This is a genomic window from Phyllobacterium sp. SL163 (assembly GCF_049896885.1).
GTDB classification, from domain to species: Bacteria; Pseudomonadota; Alphaproteobacteria; order Rhizobiales; family Rhizobiaceae; genus Phyllobacterium; species Phyllobacterium calauticae.
Window position 1 is genome coordinate 625,702 of record NZ_JAFCVE010000001.1, and the last position, 18,131, is coordinate 643,832.

Below are 18,131 nucleotides of genomic sequence, written 5' to 3' on the forward strand. Positions count from 1 at the left end.
TTTATCTGGAATTCCGGTTGGCCGAATAGATCGCCGGCGCGAAGACGGCAAGAATGGCGCCGTAGGGCACCAGCATCACCACGGCCATGACAATCTTCACCATCAGGTCGCCGAAGCCGAGCGACATCCACAGCGGGATATCCTTGCCGAGGAAAGGCACCAGCATGGCGAGCGATGAGTCGGTGCGACCCGTCGCCAGATCGATCCAGGCGAATTGGGCGGCAAAGGCGATGGAGAAAAACAGCAGTGTATCGAGCAGCGAACCGAACACGGCGGACGCGAACGGCGCTTTCCACCAGGTCAGCTGGCGCAGCTTGCTGAAAACGGTGACATCCAGCAGCTGGGCGCAGAGAAACGCCGAGCCCGAGGCGATGGCGATGCGCGGCGTTGCCAGCCAGACCGACAGAATCACCGCGATGACGAAACCGGCATAGACGACCTTGCGGGCGAATTGCGGTCCGAAACGGCGGTTCGACAGGTCATTGACGAGGAAGGCAACGGGATAGGTGAAAGCGCCGTAGGTCAGGATTTCGTTCAATCCAAGATGATTGAACGGGTACTGCACCAGAATATTGGAGGCAGCCACGACCAGGCACATGGCGAGGACGGGGAAAATGAAATCCGACAGGGAATAGGCGCGCGAAAGCGGCATTTTTTTATCCTGGGTAATGGAACCAGCAACAATAAGGCCAGCATGCGCTGGCCTCAAGCGATTAGGATGTCAGAACCGTGTCGGCCGATCAGGCAGCAACCGGCGCTTCAGCCGACTTCTTGGCGATCTGACGCTTCAGGAGGCGGGCACGCTGTGACAGCTCCTTCTCGTCAGCCTTGTTCAAGAATGCATCCAGACCACCGCGATGTTCAACGGTGCGCAGGGCATGGGCCGAAACACGCAGACGGAAGCTCTGACCGAGAGCTTCGGAGATCAGCGTAACGTGGCAGAGGTTCGGCAGGAAGCGGCGGCGCGTTCTGTTGTTCGCGTGGCTCACATTGTTGCCGTACTGTACCGATTTAGCGGTCAATTCACATGTGCGGGACATTGGGTCTCACCTTCAAAATTCATTACCTATAGCCCGAATGTTCTTGTTACCATCACACGTCGCCGTGCAGCGGCGCGCATATCGGACAGGCGGCCTATTGGGAAGTCGCGTTTCTATAGTGATATGAGCCGCGCGCGTCAAGTGTGCTTCTGCTCCGGTTTTGTGTATTTAACGGACTTGTCGCAATGTTTAACACAACTTTGCCTGCTTTGTACGGTCTCACCACAGGCAATTCACACGTGCGTGATGCAATTTGAAGGAGCGGGACATGACTGGTCTCATTCGGCGGCCCGGCTGCGGATATGCTGCGATTGCCGCAGGGATACTGCTCGTTGCGGGGGCGCTCCCGGCACGCGCCGAGGAAGTCTACAAATCCGATTACCGGGTTTCGCTGCTCGGCCTGACGATTGCCAAGGCAAATTTTTCAACCAGTGTCTCGGGCGGCGCCTATACGGTATCGGGTGGCCTGAGAAGCTCGGGCCTCGTGACCGTCTTCGACGACACCAAGGGCAATATCGATGTCAAAGGCCAGTTTGGCAAAACCGGCCCGCTGCCGAACTCCTATCTGGTCAAGTACCGGCACGGCAAGAAGGACAAGAGCACGTCTATTGCCTTCGCCAATGGCAATGTGACGGAAACCACCAATGTCCCGCCGGTCAGGAAGAAGGACAAATGGGTGGAGCTTGAGCCCGCGGCGCTGCAGGGCGTGACCGATCCGATCTCCGGCGTCATGGTTGCGGCGGACAGCATCGGCCAGGTCTGCACCCAGACCCTGCATCTCTACGACGGACAGACGCGGGTGGATCTCCAGCTCTCGCCATCCGGGAGCCCGCAGCCGTTCTCCACCAAGGGTTTCAAGGGCGATACGGTCACGTGCTCGGTCAAGTTTATTCCGGTCGGCGGCTACCAGGCGGGGCGCGATGCGATCGAATATCTGAAAAACAAAAGCAAGATCAGTCTCACCTTTGCATCCCTCGGCAAGTCCGGTATCTATTCGCCGGTGCAGGCGAAGATCGGCACGCAGATCGGAACGGTGACGGTTTACGCGACCCGTTTTGAAAAGATGCAATAGAAGCGGCGGGGGCGCCGCTCTTTCGAATGGGGGCGGCGCGTGGCTACATCAGTCGGGTTTCTTGCGGTTATCATGTGGGCGATGCTCGCGCTGTTCACCGATGTCTCCGGCAAGGTGCCGCCGTTTCAGCTGACGGCCATGACCTTCGCCATCGGCGCCTGCCTTGGCCTGTTGTCCTGGCTCTGGCGGCCGGGCGCGGCACAGCACCTGCGCCAGCCGGCAAAGGTCTGGGCTCTCGGGGTTGTCGGCCTGTTCGGCTATCACTTCCTGTATTTCACCGCCCTGCGCAACGCGCCGGCCGTTGATGCCAGTCTCATCGCCTATCTCTGGCCGCTGTTCATCGTGGTCGGCTCGGCGCTGATGCCGGGTGAACGCCTGCGCTGGTTCCATGTGCTGGGAACCCTTTTGGGACTGGCCGGTACGGTGCTGATCGTCACCAAGGGCGGCAGTGTCGGCTTCGAGGCGCAATATGCCTTCGGTTACGCCATGGCCGGGCTTTGCGCTCTGACCTGGTCCGCCTATTCGCTGCTGTCGCGGCGTTTTGCCAGCGTGCCGACGGATGCGGTGACCGGCTTTTGTGTCGCGACATCGGTTCTGTCGCTGATTTCGCATCTGGCGCTGGAGCAGACCGTCTGGCCCGAATCGCTGACGCAGTGGCTGGCCGTGCTGGGGCTCGGGCTTTTCCCGGTGGGCGCGGCCTTCTATGCCTGGGATTTCGGCGTCAAGCGCGGCAATATCCAGGTGCTGGGTGCATCGAGCTATGCGGCGCCGCTGCTGTCGACGCTTGTGCTGATCGCGGCGGGGGCCGCCGAACCGACGGTGCGTGTCCTGCTGGCCTGCCTGCTGATCACCCTTGGCGCTGTGCTTGCCGCCAAGGAAATGATTTTCCGGAAAAGGGTTTAGGGTTCCCAGCCCGGTGCGGCCAGCTCGAACTGGGCGAAGTCGAAACCTGGCGCGACCGTACAGCCAACCAGCGTCCAGTCGCCAAGGGATTTGGCTGTCTGCCAGTGTCCTGCGGGAACAATGCCCTGCGGCCGCTCGCCGGCCATGATATCCATGCCGAGCCGGTGGACCTCATGCGGCGCGCCTTCGGTTGCAATGGTCAGTTGCAGCGGTGCCCCGCCATACCAGTGCCAGACCTCGGCCGCGTCTTTCACCCGGTGCCAGGCGGAAACCTCGCCCTTCTCGAGCAGGAAATAGATGGCGGTCGAATGGCCGCGCCCGCCCACCGGCCAGCCGTTCTGGTTGTCGCGAAACATCTGGATATAGGCGCCGCCCTCGGGGTGCGGCTGCAGCCCCAGCGCGGCGCGGATCTGTTCAGCGGTCAACGTCATCAGAAATTGTCCTTACGCTTGCGGATTTCGGTGAAAACGGCTTCGTCGCTGGCGTTCTCCAGCTTAAGGTTGCGGCGGATCGCCGGGTCATGCCAGCGCAGGAACGGGTTGGTTGCCATTTCGCGCAGCAAGGTGGTGGGCAATGTCGGCAGGCCAGCCTCGCGCAGGGCAAAGATCTCCCTTGCGCGTTCCTTCAGCGCCGAATTGTCAGGATCGATCGACAGGGCAAACCGCGCATTGCTTTCGGTATATTCGTGCCCGCAATAGATCTGCGTGTCGACCGGCAGCTTGATAAGGTGGTTGAGCGATCGGAACATGGTTGCCGGCGTTCCCTCGAACAGGCGCCCGCACCCGAGCGAGAACAGCGTGTCGCCGGTGAAAACAACTTTGGCGTCGGGGATATGATAGGAAATCTCGCCGGCGGTATGGCCGGGCGTGGAAATGACGAACACGTCGAAATTGCCGAAGCGGAAGCGGTCACCGTGCTTCAGCGTGCGGTCGATGCCGGGTATATTGGCCTTTTCCGCGTCCGGACCGAGGATTTCGAGCTTGAACCGCTTTTTCAGCGCAAGATTGGCGCCGACATGATCATTGTGGTGATGGGTCGAGAAAATGTGGGTCAGCGTCCAGCCGCGGAGCTTGAGCGCGTCGAGCACAGGCTTTTCTTCCGGGGCATCGATGGAAGCGGTGAGATTGGCATCGGGGTCGTGGATCAGCACGCCGAAATTGTCGCTGAGCGCGGTGAACTGTTCTATCTGCAGATTTGACATGGGGCCTGTCCGGTTTGTGCGTTGCGATCAGGATAGCCAGCTGTCCGGCAGGCGCAACCCGTCTCCAAGCCATTTTCTTGATGTTATGATTTGCCGTGTTAGCTTGAATGCATGCATCTCGATATCATCGACCTCCGTGCCTTTTATGCTTCCACCCTCGGCCACCTGACCGAGCGGGCGATTACCATGGCCCTTGCGCCGATCTGGCCGAAACTGCCGGGCGAACGGCTTGTCGGTCTTGGCTATGTCGTGCCCTATCTCGACCGGTTTCGCGGCGATACGGAGCGGACATTCGCCTTCATGCCTGCCGGGCAGGGCGCGGCGAGCTGGCCGCCGGCGGAAGCGTCGTCGACGGCGCTGGTGTTCGAGGAAGACCTGCCGCTGCCCGACTCTGCCGTGGACCGCATTTTGATGGTGCATGCGCTGGAACATGCGGAGGACCCGCGCGAGACGCTCAAGGAAATGTGGCGGGCGCTTGCCCCGAACGGGCGGCTCGTCATCGTCGTTCCCAACCGGCGCGGCCTGTGGGCGCGCTTCGAGCACACGCCCTTCGGCAGCGGACGGCCCTACAGCCGGGGGCAGTTGATCCGCCTTCTGCGGGAAACCAATTTCACGCCGGGTCCGTGGGCCGAGGCGCTGTTCTTCCCGCCATCGTCGCGGCGCTGGATCATGCGCCCGTCCAGCCTGTTCGAGCGGGTCGGACGGCGTTTCTGGCCGGTGTTCTCCGGTGTTCTCATCGTGGAGGCGCAAAAGCGCATCTATCAGGGCCTGCCGGTCGCCCAGCGGTCATCGCGGCGTGTCTTCGTGCCGGTGCTCTCGCCGCAGGGCACGGCGATGCGGCGGGACGGGCCGGACGAGAATTGAGCGTCAGCGCCGCAGCAGGAACACCGCCTGCTGGCCGAAGAGGTTCCAGAAACCCCAGGGCATGTTGAAGCCGATTCTCTGGCCGAAGGCATTGAGCGCCACGGCCGTTTCCACCTGCGCGCCGATCTCCCTCGTCATGTCGACAAAGTCGTTGATGGTGCAGAAATGGATGTTGGGCGTGTCGTACCAGCTGTAGGGCAGCTCTTCCGTCACCGGCATGCGGCCGTTGACGAGCAGCGAGGCGCGCATGCGCCAATGGCCGAAATTCGGGAAGGAGACGATGGCCTTCTCGCCGATGCGCAGGAGTTCGGTCAGGACATTCTTCGGGTTGCGCGTCGCCTGCAGCGTCTGCGACAGGATCACGTAATCGAAGCCCGCATCGGGATAATATTTCAGGTCGCTGTCCGCATCGCCCTGGATGACCGAGAGACCGCGCGCCACGGATTCGTTGACGCCCTTCTGCGACAGCTCGACGCCGCGTCCGTCGACATTCTTGGTGTTCTGCAGGAGTTCGAGCAGTTCACCGTCGCCGCAACCGACGTCGAGCACCCGCGCGCCGGGGTTGACCAGCGAGGCGATGACGTCGAAGTCGACGCGCGAAGTGGTGTTCACGCTCATGGCTGCAGGAGCCCCCTGGCACGCGCCGCAGAGCGGATGAAACCGTTGATGGCCGAGAACATTTCCGGCTCGTCGAGCAGGAAGGCGTCATGGCCGCGGTCCGTTTCGATCTCGACGAAGGAGACGGAAGCACCGGCGGCATTCAGCGCGTGGGCAACGGTGCGGCTTTCGCTGGTCGGGAACAGCCAGTCGCTGGTGAAGGAGACAATGCAGAACCGTGTCTTCGATCCGGCAAAGGCATCGGCCAGCCGTCCCTCATGCTCCGCTGCCAGATCGAAATAATCCATGGCGCGGGTCATGTAGAGGTAGGAGTTGGGGTCGAAGCGCTCGACGAACGACATGCCCTGATGACGCAGATAGCTTTCGATCTGGAAATCCGCGTCGAAACCGAAGGTCACGTTCTGCCGGTCCTGCAGGTTGCGTCCGAATTTGCGGTGCAGGGCGGTTTCCGAGAGATAGGTGATATGCGCCGCCATGCGGGCCACGGACAGGCCTTTGCGCGGAATGGTACCTTCTTCCAGATAACGGCCTTCCCGCCACTCCGGGTCCGCCATGACGGCCTGGCGGCCCACTTCATGGAAGGCGATGTTCTGCGAGGAGTGGCGCGCGCCCGTGGCAATGGCGACGGCGGCAAAAACCCGGTCGGAATGGCTGGATGCCCATTCCAGAACCTGCATGCCGCCCATGGAGCCGCCGACCACGGCGAAGAGCTGCCTGATGCCGAAATGATCGACCAGCATGGCCTGCGCCCGCACCATGTCGGCAATGGTGATGATCGACAGGTCGAGCGCGTAGGGCTTGCCGGTTTCGGGATTGATCGAAGCCGGGCCGGTCGAACCGAGGCAGCCGCCGAGCACATTGGAGCACAGGACGAAGAAGCGGTCCGTATCGATGGGCTTGCCCGGGCCAACGAGGGTTTCCCACCAGCCATTCTTGCCTGTCACGGGATGCACATTGGCAACATGCTGGTCGCCGGTCAGCGCATGGCAGATCAGGATGGCGTTCGACTTGTCGGCATTGAGCGTGCCGTAGCTCTGATAGGCGATACGGAACGGGGAAAGCACGACGCCGCTGTCGAGATGCAACGGCTTGTCGGCGCCAAACTCCACCACGGGGCTGTGGGGATTTGTCGCTTCCTGGCTTCTCTGATCGGGACTGGCGGACGGGTTGCTGAATTTCGTCATTTTCGCGCGATTTTAGCTTTGTGGGCGGTAGCTATGGTCGCACAACCGGCAAAGTCAATGGTTTCTTTGATTTTCCGGACTTGGCGCCGCAAGTTTGGCTCGACATCGCGTCTGTTGGCGGCTATGCCCCGTGGCTTGAGCCATTGCCTGCGATGACCATCGATTTCAACGATGTTACGGATCTTGTGAATCATGACAACGACATTGAAAGACACGCGCCCCACACCCAAACCCGGTGTTCTCGACATTGCCGCCTACGTCCCCGGCAAGGAATCGGCCCCCGGCGTTGCCAAGGTCTACAAGCTCTCTTCGAATGAAACCCCTCTGGGCGCGAGCAAGCACGCGACCGAGGCCTATCACGCCGCATCCGCACGCCTCGAAATCTATCCCGACGGCCAGGCCACCCAGCTCAAGCAGGCGATTGCCGACGTGCATGGGCTGAATGCCGACAACCTGCTGTGCGGCAACGGCTCGGATGAACTGCTCGGCCTGTTGTGCCAGACTTACCTCTCGCCCGGCGATGAGGCGATCTACACCGAGCACGGTTTCATGGTGTACAAGATCTACATCATGGCGGCCGGTGCGACGCCTGTCGTGGCCAGGGAAAAGAATGAGCAGGCGCACGTCGATGCCATTCTCGCTGCTGTCACGCCGCAGACCAAGATCGTGTTCCTGGCCAACCCGAACAATCCGACCGGCACCTACATTCCGTTCGAGGAAGTGCGCCGCCTGCATGCGGGCCTGCCGAAGAACGTCCTGCTTGTTCTCGATGCGGCCTATGCGGAATATGTGCGCCGCAACGACTACGAAGCGGGTATCGAGCTCGTCTCGTCGTTCGAGAACGTCGTGATGACCCGCACCTTCTCGAAAATCCACGGCCTTGCCGCCCTGCGGATCGGCTGGATGTTCGCGCCGGCGCATGTCATCGACGCGGTCAACCGAATCCGCGGGCCGTTCAACCTGAACTCCGCCGCCATAGCGGCCGGTGCCGCCGCTGTCCGCGACCGTGCGCATGTCGACAAGGCTGTTGCCTTCAACGATACATGGCTGCCATGGCTGACCGAACAGCTGTCGGCGCTGGGCCTGCGCGTCACGCCGTCGGTCGGCAATTTCCTGCTCGTGCATTTCCCGGACGATGCGGCGAAATCGGCCGACAAGGCAGACGCCTATCTGACCAGCAGGGGCTATATTTTGCGCCGTGTTGCGGGCTACGGATTCCCCAACGCGTTGCGCCTTACCATTGGATCCGAGGAAGCCAATCGCGGCGTAGTCGCTGCACTCTCCGAATTCTTGAAGTAAACAATGTCCAAAATCCATTTCGATACCATTGCGCTGATCGGCATTGGCCTGATCGGTTCGTCGCTGGCGCGCGTCATCAAACGCGAGGGCCTGGCAGATCACATCGTCATCTCGACCCGCAGCGAAAGCACGCTGCAGCGCGCCGAAGCGCTGGGTCTGGGCGACAGCTATGTCCTCGACAGTGCGGAAGCGGTCAGGAACGCCGATCTGGTCATCATTTCCGTGCCCGTCGGCTCGTCCGGTGACGTTGCCAGGCACATTGCCGGATCGCTGAAAGCCGGCGCCATCGTCACCGATGTCGGTTCGACCAAGGGATCGGTCATCGCGCAGATGCAGCCGGAACTGCCGGCGCATGTGCATTTCATCCCCGGCCATCCGCTCGCCGGTACGGAATATTCCGGACCCGACGCGGGTTTTGCCGAGCTCTTTGCCAACCGCTGGTGCATCCTGACACCGCTTGATGGCACCGATCCGGTTGCCCTCGACCGGCTGACAAAATTCTGGGAAGCCTGCGGCTCGCGGCTCGATACAATGGACCCGGTGCATCATGACCGGGTGCTGGCCATCGTCTCGCATCTGCCGCACATCATTGCCTACAACATTGTCGGCACGGCGAGCGACCTGGAAGAAGTGACCAATTCGGAAGTGATCAAATACTCCGCCTCCGGTTTTCGCGATTTCACCCGCCTTGCCGCGTCGGACCCGACCATGTGGCGTGACGTCTGCCTGCACAACAAGGATGCGATCCTTGAAATGCTGGCGCGGTTTTCCGAGGATCTGGCCTCGTTGCAGCGGTCAATCCGCTGGGGCGACGGCGATGCGCTGTTCGATCTCTTCACCCGCACCCGTGCCGTCCGGCGCGGGATCATCGATGCGGGTCAGGAAGTGGACGCCCCCGATTTCGGACGCCAGAAGGCGGGTGCCAAGAGCGCCTGACAGCACTGCGCCAGCTGTACTTGCCCTCACAGCGAGGGCAGGCGGCCGATGCTGATGAAGCCGACCGACATCTTGCCGTTCTTGACCGAGACGGGAAGTGTCGGCGCGCCGCTTGCATCCTTCGGCACGAAGGCCATGGCCTGCAGCACGGATGAAATGATCTTGTCCTGACCGGGGAAGATGCTCTTTGCCGTATTGGCAACGCTTTCCGGGTTGCGCAGGGTGATCTTGAAGTCGCCGCTGATGCGTCCGTCGTCCGCCACGGAGAAGGGCCCCGATAGGGCGATGCCGCTGCCGTCGGGCAGGGCGAGATCCACGTTGCGCAACAGGCCGGACTGTCCGCGCAGGATGCTCAGATCACGCTCCGTCTTGCCGATCAGGGCAAAGCCGTTTGCCATCTGGATATCGGCGGCGCCGGTCAGTTCGGGCAGCGGCTTGTCATAGACCGTGTTGTCGGCAACCTTCAGGCTGCTGAAAGACAGCGCGATATCCATGACCGGCTCCATGGCGCGGAAATGCAGCTGGCCGTCCTTCAGGGTGGCAAACGGTGTGCCGGCACCGGACGGGTTGTGCTGGGTGACGACGATATTGCGGCCCTGCACCGACAGGCGTTGCGGAATGGGCTTGTCCAGCCGCACGCTGGATTTCAAATTGTCCCAGTTCAGGTCGAGCGGCGGCATGCCGGGAGCGCTGACGGCAGCCGGGCCGTCGATCTCGCTCACGATGTGGAAGGGTGCATAGACCTGCGCGGCGGAGCGGAAGGCACCGGCACTGACGGAAACATTTTTCGCCTGGTCGACCCATGACACCTTGGAGCAGTTGAGGCCAAGGCGGAAGGGATAGCCGCTGGCCGCCGCATTGTCGCAAGCGGCGTTGATGCCCTTGGCCTGCAGGCCGGCAATATTGGCGGCAACCCGCGTTTCCAGCATGTTGGCCACGTAGTACCACCCGCCCGTATAGAGCAGGCCGACGAGGACGATACCTGCGGCCAGGAAACGGATACGCCGTCCGGCATTGTAAGGTTTGTCGGCAGTGCTTGACGTCATGGTCCGGGTCTCGCTATCGGTCAGGGAAGAAGCTTCGCAATGAAGTACAGCTATCAGGACGGATATGGGCGATTTTTGGGTCTTTGGCTATGGTTCTCTGATGTGGAAGCCAGGCTTTGCACATGTTGAAACCATGCATGCGCGCCTGCACGGCTACAGGCGGGCGCTGTGCGTGCATTCCTACGTGCATCGCGGCACGCCGGAACGGCCGGGGCTTGTGCTCGGTCTCGATCATGGCGGTTCCTGCCTTGGCCTGGCCTTCCGGGTTCCCGGCGAGCTTGAAGACGAGGTCGTCGCCTATCTGCGCGAGCGGGAACTGGTCACCAATGTCTATCTGGAGAAGCGGCTGGCCGTCCGTCTGAGCGATGGCCGCAAGGTCGAGGCACTGACCTATGTGGTCGACCGCAGGCATGTTCAGTATGCGGGGGCGCTGACGGTTGAACAGGCTGCCGCCACCGTGCGCGGCTCGGTTGGCCAGTCCGGCCGCAACGAGGATTACGTGCACAATACGCTTGAACACATGCGCAAGATGAATATCCGCGACCACTGGTTCGAGACCCTGGTCGCCGCCATCGACCGCAATCCCGGCTAGGGATCAGGTTGTAATTTTTCCAGTTGCAGCAGCTGCCGTGCGTGGTTCGACAAGCTCACCATGAGGGAGGTGGTTTAGCTGCATTGCTAATCACAAACGTTGCAGAATGCAGCTCTCTGCAACCCTCACCCTCCCTCATGGTGAGCTTGTCGAACCACGCACTATGGGTGTTGCGGACCCCGGAAATCTCAGACCGTTACCCCGAGCTCCTTCAGCCGCTGCACTGCCGTCGGCGGCAGGGGCGGCGGGTTTTCAGAACGGGCCGCCTCGATCAGCAGTTCATCGCATGCGGCTTCCGTCACTTCCTGCAATTTTTTCAGGAAGCTCTCGGCGTCGAGGCCCGGCTGGATCGGCGGCAGGATGCGGCAGCGGATCGTGCCGGGAAAGCGGCGGAACTTGCGGCGCGGCCAGTATAGACCGGCGACATGGGCGATCGGCAGCACCGGCACGCCAAGCTCGGTATAGATATGCGCCACGCCATATTTATAGGCGGGCGGTGCACCCGGTGCGGTGCGGGTGCCTTCCGGATAGATCATCAGCTGGCGGCCCTGGGAAACGGCGTCCCGCGCCCCCCGGATCGCCGTCTTCATGGCGACCGAGCGTTTGCCCCGGTCGATCGGCACCATCTTCATCTTGAGGATGTACCAGCCGAACAGGGGAATCCACATCAGCTCGCGTTTGAGAATATAGACGGGATCGGCGATCTGCGGCAGGAAGGCATAGGCATCCCAGAACGATTGATGTTTGGGCGCGCAGATGTAGGGACCATCGGGAATGTTCTCGATACCCTCGATCACGTGATCCGTGCCGGCCAGAACCTTCTGCAACCAATGGTTGGACCTTGCCCAGTTCTTCGGCACGCTCCAGGCATTCCTGCGGGAGCTGAGGAAGTAATAGGGCGTGAAGATGATCATCTGGATGATCAGGTTGAGATAGAAGGCGATATTGAAGACAATTGATCGGATGATCGTCATCGGGGTCCCGGTCATGGCGGTTGGTCAGGCCTTCGTTATACCAACTTGCGCGCGCCGTGAACTCCCAATCAGCCGCCCCTGATCCATCGAACGAAGGTTTGTGTCCCCGCCGACAGGCTGTCGGGCAGGGCAGAGCGTATGACCGCGCCGAGATATTTCACATATTCGACGACAAGCACGCGCACCACCTGGCCGCGGGCCAGCCAGTCGCCATTGCGCAGATCGCTGTTGACTATGGGGTAGGGGATGAACTCGATCTCCTGCGAGGCGCGCCGCAGCTCCACCAGTGTCCGGGGCATGTGGTAATTGTTGGTGACGACAATGATGCGCGTGTAATGGTTGGCCTTGGCCCACTTGATGCTCTCGGAGGCATTGCCGATCGTGTCGAGCGCCGAGCGGTCGATGTCGACACAGCATTCAAACAGCGTGGCATCGCCGCGCGTTACCCGCTGCAGCTCGCCGCGCTTGGTCGAGGGATGGACCCCGCTGATGAAAAGCCGCTTGCCACGCTTGTTCTTGAGCAGGTCAAGCGCGCCTTCAATGCGCGAATAGCCGCCCGTCAGGACGACGATGCCATCAGCCGGTTCAACCAGTTCAGGCGTCTGCATGGTGCTGACATGATCGCTGAAGACAATGAACCCGCCGAGGAACAAGCCGAGCGCCAGAACGCCGAGCAGGAAGAACGGGCGGGCAACACGCTTGCGCAATGCAGACGCAAGTCCGCGCGGGCGGGCTTCGGCGCCTGCCGGCGGTTGGTTGCTGCTGTCGTCCGTGCCGTCCATTTTCTGATCACGCGTTGCCTTGTTCGAGAGTCGTGCCACCGGGAGTGTATAAGCCTTGCCGGCAAACCTCCCATGAATTTTATGTCGTCAAATTGAATCGAAATCGCTCAGGTATCGTGACTGTCGCCTGCGCGCCCGTCGACCTGGCGTAAATGCGCTATGACTGTCATTCGTGTTGTAATCATGGTCAAAACACTGACTGCGAGAATGATCAGCACGACCCCGGTATAGCCGCCTGACCCGATGGAAAAATTGCCGAACAGGGCTGTGGCCTGATCGGCTTCCGGCGTTGCCAGATTGCGGGACGACCACCAGCCAATGAGCAGAAAGATCAGGATGGCCAGCGCGCCGCCGCATAATGCGCCTTTCAGGGCGGTCCAGAAAAAGTGCCGTTCGAACTGCCGGGCGACGAATTTCTGTTCCGCGCCGATAAAATGCAGCACTTCGATGATGTGACCATTACCAGCCATGGCGCCGCGCGTGGCAAAAATCACCGTGAGAACCGTGGCGGCGATGACCAGCCCGAGCACCGTCATGCCGATCAGCACGGTGGAACGGGCCATGGACACGAGCCGGTCGACCCAGGTGCGGTGATCGTCGAAACTGGCACCCGGGATGTTCTTCACGAGTTCGCTGCGCAGCAAGGCGAAATCCGGTGGGGAGGCCTCGTCGAGCGTGACGACGACCAGCCGCGGCACCGGCAAATCATCGATGTTGAGCCCGGTGCCGAGCCATGGCTCCAGCAGACGGGCCGTGGCCGCCCGGTCGATGACGCGGGTGGATTTGACCCCAGAAAAGCCCTGTGCAAGCTTGCCGGCCTGAACGAGCAGCGCTTCCATGTCCTGGCCCTCGACCGGACGGATCTGGATGGTGGCTTCGGTCGAAATCTGGCTCTGCCATGTCGCCGCGGTCGACTGGACGAGACTGACCGCCCCGATGGTCAGGCAGGCGAGGAACGTCATGATGGCGATCACGATCATCAGGGCATGGCCGACGACATTGCCGGCGGGCACGATGGGCGCCTGGCCGTTCTTGCCACGCACAAGCTGGATGGCGCGACCGGTCAGATCCGCGGCCAGCTCCCTGAGGCGGGCGGCGTCAATCATAGATGTCGAGCCTCCCCTGATCGAGAATCATGCGGCGCGCATTGACCTGATCCATCAGGGTAAGATCGTGGGTGGCTATGACCACGGCGGTACCGGAACGGTTCAGTTCGCCGAACAGGCGCAGCAAGCGCCGGGCAAGGGGCGGATCGACATTGCCGGTCGGCTCGTCGGCCAGCAGGATTTCCGGCTGGTCGATCAGGGCGCGGGCAATCGCGGCACGCTGTTTCTCGCCGCCTGACAGCACCGGCGGCAGCACGTGCATGCGTTCGCCCAAGCCAACCCAGTGCAGCAATTCCTCGACTTCCGCGCGATAGGTGGCTTCCTCCTTGCCGCGCACCCGCAGCGGCAGGGCGACATTCTGGTAGGTCGTCATGTGATCGAGCAGGCGGAAGTCCTGGAACACCACGCCGATCCGGCGGCGCAGCAAAGGCATTTCCTTGGAGGAGATGGTCGCGATGTCCTTGCCAAAGACGGTGATGAGACCGCGCGTCGGCTTCAGCGTCATGAACAGCAGGCGCAGCAGCGATGTCTTGCCCGCGCCCGACGGGCCGGTCAAAAACTGAAACGAGCGGGGTGAAATATGGAGGCTGACATCACGCAGAACCTCCGGGCCCATCCCGTATCGCAAACCGACATTCTCAAAACGAATCAAGCTGACTTTCCAAGTTTCTTGTCCACGCGTGTTTTATTCAGCGCGGACGGATTTGACCACCCATCAATCGCTGCATCCGTTCGGCGAAACATTAATTATTGGGCGATAGGCTGCCACAATGATTCGGAGGATCATGACTGCAACATGGCAGAACGACCGGAAAACACGTGATTGCACGGTTTAAAACGATGAGCGGCGAAACTGTTTCGCATATTGTCCCGGCGCTCCACTTCGACAAGGGCGGGGCGGAAGACGCAATCTATGAATCCATGTCACCCCCTTCCTCCCGGCAAAGCCTGGACGCACATTTCCCCGTAAACGCGCGCATGACAATTCTCCAAAAGTCGCAGGAGGCGCAGGCGCGCATGCCCGGCTTCGCCTATTGGCTGCTGGTGCTTCTGGTTGCGGCGTCGACGTTCTGGATCTGCGGCGGGCATGTGCTTTTCAGCCAGCGGCATGCCGCCGGTTCCCACATGCCTGGCATGAGCGTGTCCGCGCCCGCAGGCAACGCGATCCGTTGACCGGCGCCGATTGACCGGTCGAAAAAACGCTGAGGTTTTGCTTTTCCGGCCGATATCGGGCTATAGAGCCTTTCAAACAGGAAAGGCTCCAGGAGCCTTGCTTACCGGAAAATCAGGAAGAGTTGCATGCCGAAAGTTGGCGAGAAGAATATCGATGTTCTATTCAGTGCGCAGGAGATCGCCACGCGCAATCTGGAACTGGCGCAGGACATTGTGGCAAAACGGTTTGACAACCTGCTGGTGATCTCGATCCTCAAGGGATCGTTCATCTTCGCGGCGGACCTGATCCGCGCCATGCACGACGCGGGCGCCGAGCCTGATGTCGAGTTCATCACCGTGTCCAGCTATGGCAAGGGCACCGAGAGCAAGGAAGTGCGGCTCCTGCGCGACATCGACAGCGATGTGCACGGCCGCGACGTGCTGTTGATCGACGATATCCTGGAATCGGGCAGGACGCTGAAATTCACCCGCGAACTGATGCTGGAGCGCGGCGCGCGCAGCGTGTCCATCGCCGTATTGCTGGACAAGAGCGTGAAGCGGAAAACCGATATCGAAGCGGATTTCAAGGGCTTCGAATGTCCCGACTATTTCGTCGTCGGCTATGGCATGGATGTCGGGCATTCCTTCCGGCAGCTGCCCTATGTCGGTGTCGTCCGGGACTGAGGCTCTAGTGGAACGAATTTCACATCACGCGCAGCATGCGAATGTCAGAATCGGACGACTAGCCTCAGTTGAATTTCAGCAGGCGCTCCAGATAGTCTTTTTCCATCTGCGGGCTTAGCGCATTGCCGAGCCGCTCGCGGATGGCATCGAGGATTTGCCGGGCGCGCTGGATATCGGCCTGCCCGGGCAGCATGTTCCGGTCCGGCCCGAAATCGGTGCCGCTGTCGGATTTGGACGGCCGTCCCAAGGGGTCGCGGTCACTCTGCTGTGGACCGCCCGGCTTGCCCGCCCGGCCCATGGCCTGCATCTGCTTCATCATGTCCTGTCCGCCCTTGCGCAGGGAATCCAGCGCATTGCTCTGCTGGTCGAGCGCTTGTCCGCCATCAGCCTCGCCGAGGGATTTCTGGGCATCTCCCATGGATTTTCCGGCGTCACCGAAATCCTTGTTGGGCGTAACGCCCTGGCCGTTCAGATCGTCCATCAGCTGCTGCAGGTCGGATTGCAGCTTGCCCTGGCCGTCCTGCAGGCCCTTCAGCGCCTTGGCGATATCTTCCTCTGACATCTGGCCCTGCTGGCCGTCCTGTCCCATCTGGCCGCCGAACTGGCCATTGTCCTGCATCATGCCATTCTGGCGCTGCTGTTCCAGCCTGTGGGTCTCGTTCATCATTTTCTGCTGGCGCCGCATCAGATCGCCGAGCTTGTCCATCTGCTGTTTCATCTGGTCGCCCTGGCCGTTCTTGCCCTGGGCCTGGCGCATCTGCAGATTGTTCAGCATGTCGTTGAGCTGCGAGAGCAACTGCTGGGCCTGCTCCTTCGAGCCCTGCTTGGCCAGTTCCTCGATCTGCTTGAGGATGCGGTCGATATCCTCCTGCCGCAATTCGCGGGCGTTGGGATCGGGCGCCTGCGCCATGTTGGGATTGCGCTGGGCCTGCTGGGCAAGCTCGCGCATATATTTGTTCATGGCCTTGCGCAGGTCGGCCATGCGCTTGTCGATTTCTTCGGGACTGGCATTCTGCTCGATCGCCTGGCGCAGCGCCTCCTGGGCTTCGCGCAGACTGCGCTCGGCGTCGGACAGGGCGCCGTCTTCGATGCCGCGCGCCACCTGCCACATATAGGCGACGACATCGCGCAGCTGGTCATCGCTCTTCGCAAGGTTGAGCCGGGAGCGGATGCTGCGCAGACCCAGATAACGGGCCGGATTCCGGATGGTCTCTTCCGGCCACAGGGTAATGGCATCCAGCATGTTCAGCACATCCGGCTTGGCATTGGCGTTCAGCGCCAGCATGCGCCGCTGCTCCACCACCGCGCGCGCCAGCGGATTGGCAAAGGGACGTTCCGGCATGACAAGGGTTTTGGTCTCGCTCCTGCCTTCCTGCCCGGCATCGTCAACCGCGACAAGCGTCATGCGGATTTCCGATCCGGCCCAGACATGTTCGGTCAGGTCCCGCGTCGTTTTGGTCTCGCCGCCGTCCGCGCCGCGCTTCGGCAGGCTGAGGGGGATTTCCGGGGCCTCGAACAGCGGCCTTGCATCCTTTGCCGGCGGCTGGACCTGCTCGACCTTCGCCTGCGCGCTGGCCGCACCATAATCGTCCCTGATTTCATAGGTCAGTTCCATCGTGCCATTGACGGCGCTCGATGGTTCCCTGGTGAAGCGGATGGTGGGCGGCTGGTCCGGCAACACCGCAAACGCCCATTCGGAATGTACGGTGCCGTTGTTGATCAGTCCCACTGTGGCGTTGGTATCGAGGGTCAGCTCGTAATTGCGCGGCTGGTCTTTTGCCGGGGCGGTGTCGGCCGTCTTCGCGTCCTGCTTGACCGGAACGTCGGCGGGCTTGCCGTCCGGCAGGGTCTGCGTCACCCGTTCGGTTCCGTTGCCGCCGATGATGCGGATGGTCAACGTACTGTTCTGCGGGACGGTGAACTGTTTTTCCTGGTCATTGGCCGCCGAGGTGAGGAAAACCGGCGGGCGGCCCGTATAGCGCGGCGGGGTGACCCAGGCGTCGATGCGGGGCGGCAGCGCATTGCTGCTGCTGTGGCTCTGGAATGCATCGCCGAGACGTCCGCCGAGCGGACTGCCGGAAAAGGCGAAGGCGATGACGAGAAGCAGCCCGATCACGGCCCGCAGACCCCAGGGGTCGATTTCCGGGATGTTTGTCCGGGGCAGGCCGGTTTTCAGGCCTCTGATGCGTTCGGCCATGCGCTTGCGGTGCTCGTCCCACAGGGCCTGGGCAAAGGGATCGTCCGTGCTGGTCGCCAAGATTTCCGACTGGACGGCAATCGGCTGGTGATCGAGCGTGTTGACGTCTTCGATGCGGCGGCTGACATCGGCATGGTCCGGCAGGCGGAATCTCAGCAGAGTGTAGAGGCACACCGGAAGCGACAGGACAAACAGCGTCAGCAGGCCGAGACGGACCAGATCCGGCATCATGCGGAACAGGCCGAACCAGGCGACGATCACGAACAGTGCAGCGACAAGCAACAGCGGCAGAACCCGCGGCCATAACCGCTCGAAGGCCAGGGTCAGCCACGCGGACAAGCGGAGCCGATCGATACTCTTGAAAATATCGAACCTGACCCTTTCAGCGTCCCGCTCATCGGGGTGTTGACCGGTCATCCCTGCTCCATCTCGTCACCCTGCGATTCCATCATGACCGCATTGACGCTGGTCAAGAATACCA

General features: G+C 61.5%; 20 protein-coding genes. 8 read left to right on the forward strand and 12 right to left on the reverse strand.

All coding sequences use genetic code 11. From position 1 onward, the window contains the following. Position 1: 1 nt before the first annotated feature. Positions 2-652 carry a VUT family protein gene (locus ACP7B1_RS03125; RefSeq protein ID WP_346305795.1) on the reverse strand — a complete coding sequence of 217 codons (651 nt, stop codon included), beginning with the start codon at positions 650-652 and terminating at the stop codon, positions 2-4. An 88-nt stretch (positions 653-740) separates the two neighbouring features. Further along, the gene (gene rpmB / locus ACP7B1_RS03130) at positions 741-1,040 is read right to left on the reverse strand and encodes a 50S ribosomal protein L28 (RefSeq protein ID WP_091879976.1); all 300 of its coding nucleotides are present in this window, start codon (positions 1,038-1,040) and stop codon (positions 741-743) included. Between the two features lie 268 nt (positions 1,041-1,308). Here rpmB and ACP7B1_RS03135 point away from each other — a divergent pair, with 268 nt between their 5' ends. Both ACP7B1_RS03135 and ACP7B1_RS03140 read left to right on the forward strand, forming a co-directional pair. Further along, positions 1,309-2,112 carry a DUF3108 domain-containing protein gene (locus ACP7B1_RS03135; protein WP_346305794.1) on the forward strand — a complete coding sequence of 268 codons (804 nt, stop codon included), beginning with the start codon at positions 1,309-1,311 and terminating at the stop codon, positions 2,110-2,112. A gap of 72 nt (positions 2,113-2,184) precedes the next feature. After that, positions 2,185-3,015, forward strand: a complete 831-nt coding sequence (locus ACP7B1_RS03140; RefSeq protein WP_374042722.1) for an aromatic amino acid exporter YddG — start codon at positions 2,185-2,187, stop codon at positions 3,013-3,015. On the opposite strand, the gene ACP7B1_RS03145 is transcribed toward ACP7B1_RS03140, so the two are convergent. After that, complete coding sequence (locus ACP7B1_RS03145; protein ID WP_346305793.1) at positions 3,012-3,446, reverse strand: cupin domain-containing protein; 435 nt, start codon at positions 3,444-3,446, stop codon at positions 3,012-3,014. The genes ACP7B1_RS03140 and ACP7B1_RS03145 overlap by 4 nt on opposite strands. Beyond that, positions 3,446-4,216: a hydroxyacylglutathione hydrolase gene (gene gloB, locus ACP7B1_RS03150; RefSeq protein ID WP_346305792.1), complete on the reverse strand. Its 771-nt coding sequence runs from the start codon at positions 4,214-4,216 to the stop codon at positions 3,446-3,448. The genes ACP7B1_RS03145 and gloB overlap by 1 nt, the downstream gene beginning before the upstream one ends. 111 nt (positions 4,217-4,327) lie before the next feature. On the opposite strand from gloB, the gene ACP7B1_RS03155 reads away from it, so the two are divergent. Further along, positions 4,328-5,080: a class I SAM-dependent methyltransferase gene (locus ACP7B1_RS03155; protein ID WP_346305791.1), complete on the forward strand. Its 753-nt coding sequence runs from the start codon at positions 4,328-4,330 to the stop codon at positions 5,078-5,080. Between the two features lie 3 nt (positions 5,081-5,083). Here ACP7B1_RS03155 and metW read toward each other — a convergent pair whose 3' ends face one another. Together metW and metX are read right to left on the reverse strand one after the other, a co-directional pair. After that, a complete protein-coding gene (metW, locus tag ACP7B1_RS03160; RefSeq protein ID WP_223613559.1) occupies positions 5,084-5,698 on the reverse strand; it encodes a methionine biosynthesis protein MetW in 615 nt (204 codons plus the stop codon). Continuing rightward, positions 5,695-6,882 (reverse strand): homoserine O-acetyltransferase MetX, encoded by a 1,188-nt coding sequence (gene metX, locus ACP7B1_RS03165; RefSeq protein WP_346305789.1) that lies wholly within the window; start codon positions 6,880-6,882, stop codon positions 5,695-5,697. Before metX ends, metW begins: the two co-directional genes overlap by 4 nt. Positions 6,883-7,074: 192 nt before the next feature. Here metX and hisC point away from each other — a divergent pair, with 192 nt between their 5' ends. Further along, positions 7,075-8,181, forward strand: a complete 1,107-nt coding sequence (hisC, locus tag ACP7B1_RS03170) for a histidinol-phosphate transaminase (protein WP_346305788.1) — start codon at positions 7,075-7,077, stop codon at positions 8,179-8,181. 3 nt (positions 8,182-8,184) lie between these two features. Next, positions 8,185-9,117 (forward strand): prephenate/arogenate dehydrogenase family protein, encoded by a 933-nt coding sequence (locus ACP7B1_RS03175; RefSeq protein ID WP_426136451.1) that lies wholly within the window; start codon positions 8,185-8,187, stop codon positions 9,115-9,117. A gap of 26 nt (positions 9,118-9,143) precedes the next feature. Here ACP7B1_RS03175 and ACP7B1_RS03180 read toward each other — a convergent pair whose 3' ends face one another. Next, on the reverse strand, positions 9,144-10,163 hold the full coding sequence (locus tag ACP7B1_RS03180) for a DUF2125 domain-containing protein (RefSeq protein ID WP_346305786.1): 1,020 nt from the start codon (positions 10,161-10,163) through the stop codon (positions 9,144-9,146). Positions 10,164-10,227: 64 nt separating this feature from the next. Between ACP7B1_RS03180 and ACP7B1_RS03185 the strand changes: the two genes are divergently transcribed. Continuing rightward, the gene (locus ACP7B1_RS03185; protein ID WP_346305785.1) at positions 10,228-10,755 is read left to right on the forward strand and encodes a gamma-glutamylcyclotransferase; all 528 of its coding nucleotides are present in this window, start codon (positions 10,228-10,230) and stop codon (positions 10,753-10,755) included. Between the two features lie 188 nt (positions 10,756-10,943). Here the strand turns inward: ACP7B1_RS03185 and ACP7B1_RS03190 are convergent, their stop codons facing one another. From ACP7B1_RS03190 to ftsE, 4 genes are all read right to left on the reverse strand, one after another. Beyond that, complete coding sequence (locus tag ACP7B1_RS03190) at positions 10,944-11,729, reverse strand: lysophospholipid acyltransferase family protein (RefSeq protein WP_346305833.1); 786 nt, start codon at positions 11,727-11,729, stop codon at positions 10,944-10,946. A 68-nt stretch (positions 11,730-11,797) separates the two neighbouring features. After that, positions 11,798-12,511, reverse strand: coding sequence for a YdcF family protein (locus ACP7B1_RS03195; RefSeq protein WP_426136453.1), 714 nt, complete (start codon positions 12,509-12,511; stop codon positions 11,798-11,800). A gap of 107 nt (positions 12,512-12,618) precedes the next feature. Then, positions 12,619-13,617 (reverse strand): cell division protein FtsX, encoded by a 999-nt coding sequence (locus ACP7B1_RS03200; RefSeq protein ID WP_223613552.1) that lies wholly within the window; start codon positions 13,615-13,617, stop codon positions 12,619-12,621. Next, positions 13,610-14,233: a cell division ATP-binding protein FtsE gene (ftsE, locus tag ACP7B1_RS03205; protein ID WP_245421113.1), complete on the reverse strand. Its 624-nt coding sequence runs from the start codon at positions 14,231-14,233 to the stop codon at positions 13,610-13,612. The genes ACP7B1_RS03200 and ftsE overlap by 8 nt, the downstream gene beginning before the upstream one ends. 224 nt (positions 14,234-14,457) lie before the next feature. On the opposite strand from ftsE, the gene ACP7B1_RS03210 reads away from it, so the two are divergent. After that, a complete protein-coding gene (locus tag ACP7B1_RS03210; RefSeq protein WP_426136456.1) occupies positions 14,458-14,790 on the forward strand; it encodes a hypothetical protein in 333 nt (110 codons plus the stop codon). Between the two features lie 126 nt (positions 14,791-14,916). Next, positions 14,917-15,453 carry a hypoxanthine phosphoribosyltransferase gene (hpt, locus tag ACP7B1_RS03215; RefSeq protein ID WP_223613550.1) on the forward strand — a complete coding sequence of 179 codons (537 nt, stop codon included), beginning with the start codon at positions 14,917-14,919 and terminating at the stop codon, positions 15,451-15,453. Between the two features lie 64 nt (positions 15,454-15,517). Here the strand turns inward: hpt and ACP7B1_RS03220 are convergent, their stop codons facing one another. Beyond that, positions 15,518-18,067 (reverse strand): TIGR02302 family protein, encoded by a 2,550-nt coding sequence (locus ACP7B1_RS03220; protein WP_346305782.1) that lies wholly within the window; start codon positions 18,065-18,067, stop codon positions 15,518-15,520. Between the last annotated feature and the right edge of the window lie 64 nt (positions 18,068-18,131).

Coding starts and splice junctions, on each gene's coding strand:
- gloB (WP_346305792.1), bottom strand. CDS start 4,216: ATGTCAAATCTGCAGATAGAACAGTTCACCGCGCTCAGCGACAATTTC.
- ACP7B1_RS03145 (WP_346305793.1), bottom strand. CDS start 3,446: ATGACGTTGACCGCTGAACAGATCCGCGCCGCGCTGGGGCTGCAGCCG.
- rpmB (WP_091879976.1), bottom strand. CDS start 1,040: ATGTCCCGCACATGTGAATTGACCGCTAAATCGGTACAGTACGGCAAC.
- ACP7B1_RS03180 (WP_346305786.1), bottom strand. CDS start 10,163: ATGACGTCAAGCACTGCCGACAAACCTTACAATGCCGGACGGCGTATC.
- ACP7B1_RS03200 (WP_223613552.1), bottom strand. CDS start 13,617: ATGATTGACGCCGCCCGCCTCAGGGAGCTGGCCGCGGATCTGACCGGT.
- ACP7B1_RS03190 (WP_346305833.1), bottom strand. CDS start 11,729: ATGACGATCATCCGATCAATTGTCTTCAATATCGCCTTCTATCTCAAC.
- ACP7B1_RS03220 (WP_346305782.1), bottom strand. CDS start 18,067: ATGACCGGTCAACACCCCGATGAGCGGGACGCTGAAAGGGTCAGGTTC.
- ACP7B1_RS03185 (WP_346305785.1), top strand. CDS start 10,228: ATGGGCGATTTTTGGGTCTTTGGCTATGGTTCTCTGATGTGGAAGCCA.
- hpt (WP_223613550.1), top strand. CDS start 14,917: ATGCCGAAAGTTGGCGAGAAGAATATCGATGTTCTATTCAGTGCGCAG.
- ACP7B1_RS03155 (WP_346305791.1), top strand. CDS start 4,328: ATGCATCTCGATATCATCGACCTCCGTGCCTTTTATGCTTCCACCCTC.
- ACP7B1_RS03135 (WP_346305794.1), top strand. CDS start 1,309: ATGACTGGTCTCATTCGGCGGCCCGGCTGCGGATATGCTGCGATTGCC.
- ACP7B1_RS03175 (WP_426136451.1), top strand. CDS start 8,185: ATGTCCAAAATCCATTTCGATACCATTGCGCTGATCGGCATTGGCCTG.
- ACP7B1_RS03210 (WP_426136456.1), top strand. CDS start 14,458: ATGAGCGGCGAAACTGTTTCGCATATTGTCCCGGCGCTCCACTTCGAC.
- hisC (WP_346305788.1), top strand. CDS start 7,075: ATGACAACGACATTGAAAGACACGCGCCCCACACCCAAACCCGGTGTT.
- ACP7B1_RS03140 (WP_374042722.1), top strand. CDS start 2,185: ATGTGGGCGATGCTCGCGCTGTTCACCGATGTCTCCGGCAAGGTGCCG.
- ftsE (WP_245421113.1), bottom strand. CDS start 14,233: ATGGGCCCGGAGGTTCTGCGTGATGTCAGCCTCCATATTTCACCCCGC.
- ACP7B1_RS03125 (WP_346305795.1), bottom strand. CDS start 652: ATGCCGCTTTCGCGCGCCTATTCCCTGTCGGATTTCATTTTCCCCGTC.
- metX (WP_346305789.1), bottom strand. CDS start 6,882: ATGACGAAATTCAGCAACCCGTCCGCCAGTCCCGATCAGAGAAGCCAG.
- metW (WP_223613559.1), bottom strand. CDS start 5,698: ATGAGCGTGAACACCACTTCGCGCGTCGACTTCGACGTCATCGCCTCG.
- ACP7B1_RS03195 (WP_426136453.1), bottom strand. CDS start 12,511: ATGGACGGCACGGACGACAGCAGCAACCAACCGCCGGCAGGCGCCGAA.